This window comes from Acinetobacter sp. YT-02 (assembly GCF_002412355.1).
In the GTDB taxonomy this organism is placed as follows: Bacteria; Pseudomonadota; Gammaproteobacteria; order Pseudomonadales; family Moraxellaceae; genus Acinetobacter; species Acinetobacter towneri.
In genome coordinates this window covers 20,895-27,844 of the sequence record NZ_NOZT01000051.1, presented here as the reverse complement: position 1 = coordinate 27,844, position 6,950 = coordinate 20,895, and the positions used below count along the sequence as shown (strand labels likewise).

Genomic DNA, 6,950 nt, shown 5'->3' with positions numbered 1-6,950 from the left:
GTGATGCAACAACTATATGAATGGCTCAACCAACATCATCTGACAGTGCCATCGAGTTCTCCCACCGCCAAGGCCATCAATTACACTCTGAAGCGTTGGCCAGCTTTAAGCCGCTATTTGGATGATGGCAATCTACCGATATGCAACAATTGGGTCGAGGTGCGACACGAAGTCGCTTAATGAAGTTGTTCCCCCTGCGGGAACCACCCGTGTCACCGGGTGAATCTAGAAGGCTGAATAAAGAGCGCCTTCGACAATGTAACGAGGCACCGTAAGGTGCGGGGTATCAATCGTGAGAGGCGTACTCTTCTGGCAGCCATAGCCGGACAAGGGCTAGATAATCGGTATGGTGAACACATGTGAATCTGCGCAACGATCGTTAAATTGAACGAGCGGAAATGGCTAATACGCTCGAACCAAAACGGTAATGGAGGTGGGAATCGCGTCTTTCTACTACGCATTCGTGACCCATACGCCTCCCGGTCGATAGCAGGCACCTAAGCCGATGTACTTCAGTAAGCGGAACGTGGAAATCCCGTATTACCCCCATTGGGAAAGCAGTTTGCAAAAACTGCCCATGGTGATGCGGGCGAAGGAACGAGGAAAAAGCGAATGCCAGTCTGTAATGGGTTGGATAGAGGTTGAAACATTACCTCACGCGAAAGCGGGCTGACGTCCTTATGGTCTCTCATCACAAGAGAGTGTGTAGAACCCTTTTAATGGAGGGAGAGCAAATGAACGCAGCAGTATCAGCGTGTGCGCCTTCCAGCACATCGTGGGACAGCATCGATTGGATTGCTGTACAGCGTCATGTCAGAGGGCTGCAAGCGCGTATTGTGAAGGCGGTACAAGACGGCAGGTATAACAAGGCGAAAGCTCTGCAATGGCTGCTGACTCACTCGTTTAGTGGCAAAGCATTGGCCGTAAAACGAGTGTCTGAAAACAAAGGCAAAAACACGGCTGGGGTCGACAAGGTGACTTGGAATACACCCAAGGCCAAGACCGGTGCGATGATGTCGTTGAAGAGGCGAGGTTACACGCCCCTTCCGCTTCGGAGAGTCCTTATTCCGAAGAAAAATGGCAAGATGAGACCTCTCGGGATACCCACGATGAAATGCCGGGCCATGCAGGCGCTCCATCTGCTGGCTTTGGAACCCATCGCGGAGACCACCGCTGATCGGAACTCTTATGGATTCAGACCACAACGCTCAACCGCGGATGCTGCAGCACAGTGCTTTGGTGTGCTGTCAAGAAAAGTAAGTGCGGAGTGGGTGCTAGAGGGTGACATTCAAGGCTGTTTCGACAATATCAGCCATGACTGGATGATCGCCAACCTCCCAATGGACAAGGTGATTCTACGGAAATGGCTCAAAGCCGGTTACGTCTACCAAAGCAAGCTGTTTCCCAGTCTTTCCGGAACACCGCAAGGAGGTATTATCTCCCCGGTGTTGGCCAACATGACCTTGGACGGACTGGAAACGATGCTGGCGAAGAGGTTCCCTAACGCCAAATGGACAGGCAAAAAGCTGCAACTGGTACGGTATGCGGATGATTTCATCATCACGGGGTATTCTAAAGAGTGGCTCGAAAATGAAGTTCGCCCTGCCGTGGTTGAATTTCTGGCGGAGCGCGGTCTCGTGCTCTCTCAGGAAAAGACCAAAATCACGCACATAGGGAACGGGTTCGATTTTCTTGGGTGGAACGTACGCAAGTACAATGGCAAGCTACTGATCAAGCCGTCAAAGGCAAACATCAGTGCTCATCTCGATAAGCTGCGAGCATTAATCAATGCAAACAAAGCGACACGACAGGCCACTTTGATCGGTTTGCTCAACCCTATTCTAAGGGGTTGGGCCAACTATCATAGTTATGTCGTTGCCAAGAAGGTTTTCAACCAGGTAGACAGCGCAGTGTGGGAAATGCTCTGGCGATGGGCGGTACGTCGCCACCCTCGCAAAACACTCCGATGGGTCAAAGATCGGTATTTCAAAGTACAAGGAGCGCGTCGATGGGTGTTCTCATGTGATGAACAGTCCGCTGATGGTCGGAAGCGACAATACACATTAGTGTCTGCCTCGGACACGCCAATTGTGCGACATATCAAGATCAAGGCTGCTGCTAACCCTCATGACCCCGCATGGGATGAGTACTTCGAATCCCGATGGGGTAAAAGAATGCTGGTCTCCGCAAAGGGGCGAGCCAAGCTGTATCGGGTGTGGCTAAAACAAGGTGGTCGCTGCTGCGCCTGTCTTAAACCAGTCACCAAAGATACACCATGGCACAGCCGTCATATTGTGAAGCTAAGTCATGGTGGAACGGATGCAGTTGCTAATCTTGAGATTTACCATCTGTATTGTCCAAGGAGTGTTCAATTTGCCAATGTCAACGATGTATAACCGGGTGCCGAATGGCGCCTTAGCAGAGGCTTGAGCCGTGTGCTGGGAAACTCGCATGCACGGTTCTTAGGGGGTTGGACGTAGGTAACTGCGTCTGACTACCCGACAATCAGATGCGCCCTTGGGCGTTGGGGCGCAAGAACTGGCTGTTTGCAGGTTCGCTGCGCAGCGGCCAGCGAGCGGCGAATATCATGACTTTAATCCAGTCAGCAAAGCTGAATGGCTTGGATCCGTATGCCTATTTAAGTGATGTGCTGAAAAGGCTGCCGACGCATAAAGCGACCCAAATAGAAGAATTACGCCACATCGCTGGAAATCCAACTCAAATTAAAAAATAGGCATGGGGTTCAGCGGACGCTTACAGCGCAAGGAGTGAAAACACAGTTCTGAGCGAAGCGCAAGGCACGTAACATCCTTTACTTCACTCATAAAAAAACCCTTATATACAATAAGGGTTTTTTAAAGATTAAACTAAAACTTAGTTTTTCTCTTTGTCTACGATTTTGTTTGCTTGGATCCAAGGCATCATCGCACGTAACTTGTTACCCGTTACTTCAATACCGTGAGCCGCGTTTTGACGACGACGAGCAGTCATTGATGGGTAGTTCAACGCACCTTCTTGGATGAACATTTTCGCATATTCACCAGATTGAATACGTTTAAGTGCATTGCGCATTGCTTCACGTGATTGTTCGTTAATCACTTCAGTACCAGTTACATACTCGCCATATTCAGCGTTGTTAGATACTGAATAGTTCATGTCAGCGATACCGCCTTCGAACATCAAGTCAACGATCAATTTAAGCTCGTGTAAGCATTCGAAGTAAGCCATTTCTGGTGCATAACCAGCTTCAACAAGAGTTTCGAAGCCCATTTTAACCAATTCAACAGCACCACCACAAAGAACTGCTTGCTCACCAAATAAGTCAGTTTCAGTTTCTTCACGGAAAGAAGTTTCGATGATACCTGTACGACCACCACCCACACCTGAAGCGTAAGAAAGTGCAACGTTACGTGCATTACCAGAAGCATCTTGATGAATCGCGATAAGATCAGGAACACCTGAACCACGTTGGAATTCAGAACGTACAGTGTGACCAGGTGCTTTAGGTGCAACCATGATTACATCTAAGTCTGCACGTGGAACAACTTGGTTATAAAGTACAGAGAAGCCGTGAGCAAATGCTAAAGTTGCGCCTTGCTTGATGTTTGGCTCAATCACGTCACGATAAAGTTGTGATTGGAACTCATCTGGAGTCAAAATCATAACTAAGTCAGCTTGAGCAACAGCAGCAGGAACTTCAGAAACTTTAAGACCCGAATTTTCAGCTTTTTTCCAAGAAGCAGAACCAGCACGTAAACCTACAGTTACGTCTACGCCAGAATCTTTAAGGTTAAGCGCGTGCGCGTGACCTTGTGAACCGTAACCAATGATCGCTACTTTCTTAGACTGAATGATAGATAAGTCGCAGTCTTTATCGTAAAAAATTTGCATTGCTGTCTCCGCTAAAATGCTTTGGATTCCTATCTTACTCAAGTACTTGTCTATTCAGTACTAAAGTAAGCGCTCCATCCTTAGAGATGGAATGAATTCGATGAATAAAATTAACTATAAAATTTAGTTAAATGGTTAAAACTTTTTCGCCACGTGCGATTCCCGACACACCTGAACGCACAACTTCTAAAATAGTGTTTTCTGCAATCGCATCAATAAAACCATCTAATTTTTCTGTTGTACCCGCAAGCTGCACGGTATAAGTCGTTGGTGTGACATCAACAATTTGTCCACGGAAGATGTCAGCAGTGCGTTTAATTTCAGCACGTGCAGCACCCGATGCTTTGACTTTAATCAGCATCAATTCGCGTTCAATATGCGGACCTTCTGACAGGTCGACCACTTTAACCACTTCAACCAATTTATTCAGTTGTTTGGTGATTTGCTCAATTTTATGATCATCACCATAAGTTGTAAGCGTTAAACGTGAAAGTGTTGGGTCTTCGGTTGGTGCAACGTTTAAAGTCTCAATGTTATAACCACGTTGAGAGAATAAACCCACTAAACGAGAAAGCGCACCTGATTCGTTTTCAACGAGAACGGAAATAATGTGTCTCATTCTGTGCGCTCCCCTTTACCTAACCACATATCTTTCATGGATTGACCCGCAATTTGCATCGGATAAACGTGCTCTGTACGGTCAACCATTACGTTAATGAATACGCATTTGTCATTAATCGCCATCGCTTCTGCAAGCTTAGACTCAAGCTCATCGGCATGGTTAATTTGAATACCAACGTGACCATAAGCTTCCATCAATTTAGGGAAGTCAGGCAATGAGTCAACATAAGAACTTGAGTGACGACCTTCATAGTTCATATCTTGCCATTGTTTAACCATACCTAAAGCTTGGTTATTCAAGCATAAGATCTTAACGTTTAAACCATATTGCTTACAGGTAGAAAGCTCTTGGATACACATCTGAATCGATGCTTCACCCGTGATACATACAACCTGTTGATCTGGATAAGCCAGTTTAGCCGCCATAGCATACGGTAAACCTACACCCATAGTACCTAGACCACCAGAGTTCAACCATTGACGTGGACGCTTGTACTTATAGTAGTTCGCGCCAAACATTTGGTGCTGACCTACGTCAGAAGTAATGATCGCATCACCATTGGTCACTTTGTCTAAAGCTTCAACTACTTGTTGCGGCTTCATCGTGCCATCGGTTGGTTTGTCATATTTCAAACCATGAACTTTACGCCATTCATTGATCTGATTCCACCATGCAGCAATCGCTTCAGGGTTTGGCTTGGACACATTTAATTGCTTCAATTGAACCAACATTTCCTGAAGTACAGGTTCAACCGCACCTACAATTGGAATGTGTGCCATGATGGTTTTTGAAATTGTCGCAGGGTCAATGTCAATATGAATGACTTTGGCATTTGGACAGAATTTTGCAGGGTTATTGGTTACACGGTCATCAAAACGTGCACCAATACACAAAATCACATCGGCATTGTGCATGGTCATGTTGGCTTCATACGTACCATGCATGCCCAACATACCAATAAATTGTGGATCATTACCCGGGAACGCGCCCAAGCCCATTAATGTATTGGTTACAGGGAAGCCCAAGATGTGTGCAAGTTCAGTCAATTGCTCAGAAGCATTGCCTTGTACAACACCACCGCCTGAATAAATCACAGGACGTTTGGCATTTAATAGCTCATCAATTGCTTTGCGAATTTGACCTGAGTGACCACGATGCGGTGGTTGATACGAACGCATCTTCACTTTTTCTGGGTATTCGTAAGCAAATTTTTCTGCTGGGTTGGTTGCATCCTTAGGAATATCAACCACCACAGGACCAGGACGACCTGAAGATGCAATATAGAATGCCTTCTTAATCACTGAAGGAATTTCGCTTGCATGACGCACTTGGAAACTGTGTTTTACAATCGGACGTGAAATACCCACCATATCGGTTTCTTGGAAGGCATCTTCACCAATCAAGTGTGTTGCAACCTGACCAGACAAAATCACCATTGGGATTGAGTCCATATAAGCCGTTGCAATTGGAGTCACGGTGTTGGTTGCACCTGGACCTGAAGTCACCAGTACCACACCTGTTTTACCTGTTACGCGCGAGTATGCATCTGCCATATGACCAGCAGCTTGCTCATGGCGCACAAGATAATGATTAATTTTGTCTTGTTGAAAGAACGCATCGTAAATATGAAGTACTGCGCCGCCTGGGTATCCAAAAACATGCTCAACGCCTTCGTCCGCCAATGCGCGAACGAGCATTTCACCACCAGATAAAAGTTCCAACGTGATTCACCCTAGTCTTGTCACTGCAAAATGGGAGACACCTGCAGTGTTTTGTTCATTAATTCCTGCACTGTTATAGCACACATATTTCATAGTTTTCATGGCAATAGGAAAAATTTCTGATCTGATTACCGTATAAGCAATATGAGATCTAAAACGTGTTGGGGTAAACACATTTTATAAGCTTTGTTCAGCTTCTCGGCTAGAGAAGTTGCCCATTGCATGACATGACACTTATTCGAAGGGTGATCGATCTAAGGCACATAAAACTAAAGTGTGCATTTTTGTAGTTTCATCGACTAAAGTCAAGTTTAAAAATCGGGTTTTTCTGCTTTATTCATAAACAGTGCATTTTTTAAGCTTTGTGCTGCACTTCACAATTTCCACTCAAATCCAATATCCCCATATAAAACATATAATTTCAGACACTTGCCTTATTTTCTATAAAATTTTCACATTAAAATCATAAAAATAAAGAATAAGTCAAAAAAATTAGACATTGTTTATTTATAAATTGGCTTTAAATCTGACGTTATTTTTAATGTAATGCAGCACCATAAGCATCGTCTATTTTTAAAGCCGTTTAGCTCTTCATCAAATAGCGCAGGTTATCGTGTAAAAAAGCCCCTAAAAGTGCTGTCATCCAGACACATCCTTGCTAAAATTTAGGCAATTTCATCTTTAGTTTATTCAGGTCTGCTTTTGCACCTTTACTC

At 45.1% G+C, this 6,950-nt stretch carries 4 protein-coding genes and 2 pseudogenes; 3 read left to right on the top strand and 3 right to left on the bottom strand.

Annotation, left to right across the window (positions count from 1 at the left end; translation table 11 throughout):
• The 3 genes and pseudogenes from CF596_RS12155 to CF596_RS12145 all read left to right on the top strand — a co-directional run.
• Positions 1 to 159: pseudogene (locus CF596_RS12155) on the top strand (transposase); the annotation flags it as partial.
• A 575-nt stretch (positions 160 to 734) separates the two neighbouring features.
• Positions 735 to 2,396 carry a group II intron reverse transcriptase/maturase gene (gene ltrA / locus CF596_RS12150; RefSeq protein WP_096902630.1) on the top strand — a complete coding sequence of 554 codons (1,662 nt, stop codon included), beginning with the start codon at positions 735 to 737 and terminating at the stop codon, positions 2,394 to 2,396.
• 104 nt (positions 2,397 to 2,500) lie between these two features.
• A pseudogene (locus CF596_RS12145) lies at positions 2,501 to 2,727 on the top strand (transposase domain-containing protein); the annotation flags it as partial.
• 147 nt (positions 2,728 to 2,874) lie between these two features.
• Here the strand turns inward: CF596_RS12145 and ilvC are convergent.
• The 3 genes from ilvC to CF596_RS12130 all read right to left on the bottom strand — a co-directional run bounded on the left by ilvC (position 2,875) and on the right by CF596_RS12130 (position 6,234).
• Complete coding sequence (gene ilvC / locus CF596_RS12140) at positions 2,875 to 3,891, bottom strand: ketol-acid reductoisomerase (protein ID WP_004974988.1); 1,017 nt, start codon at positions 3,889 to 3,891, stop codon at positions 2,875 to 2,877.
• 127 nt (positions 3,892 to 4,018) lie between these two features.
• Complete coding sequence (ilvN, locus tag CF596_RS12135; protein ID WP_004974986.1) at positions 4,019 to 4,510, bottom strand: acetolactate synthase small subunit; 492 nt, start codon at positions 4,508 to 4,510, stop codon at positions 4,019 to 4,021.
• The gene (locus tag CF596_RS12130; protein ID WP_096902629.1) at positions 4,507 to 6,234 is read right to left on the bottom strand and encodes an acetolactate synthase 3 large subunit; all 1,728 of its coding nucleotides are present in this window, start codon (positions 6,232 to 6,234) and stop codon (positions 4,507 to 4,509) included. Before CF596_RS12130 ends, ilvN begins: the two co-directional genes overlap by 4 nt.
• Between the last annotated feature and the right edge of the window lie 716 nt (positions 6,235 to 6,950).

Bases quoted from the DNA above. Each gene is read 5' to 3' on its own strand.
- ltrA (WP_096902630.1), top strand. From the start codon at position 735: ATGAACGCAGCAGTATCAGCGTGTGCGCCTTCCAGCACATCGTGGGAC.
- ilvC (WP_004974988.1), bottom strand. From the start codon at position 3,891: ATGCAAATTTTTTACGATAAAGACTGCGACTTATCTATCATTCAGTCT.
- ilvN (WP_004974986.1), bottom strand. From the start codon at position 4,510: ATGAGACACATTATTTCCGTTCTCGTTGAAAACGAATCAGGTGCGCTT.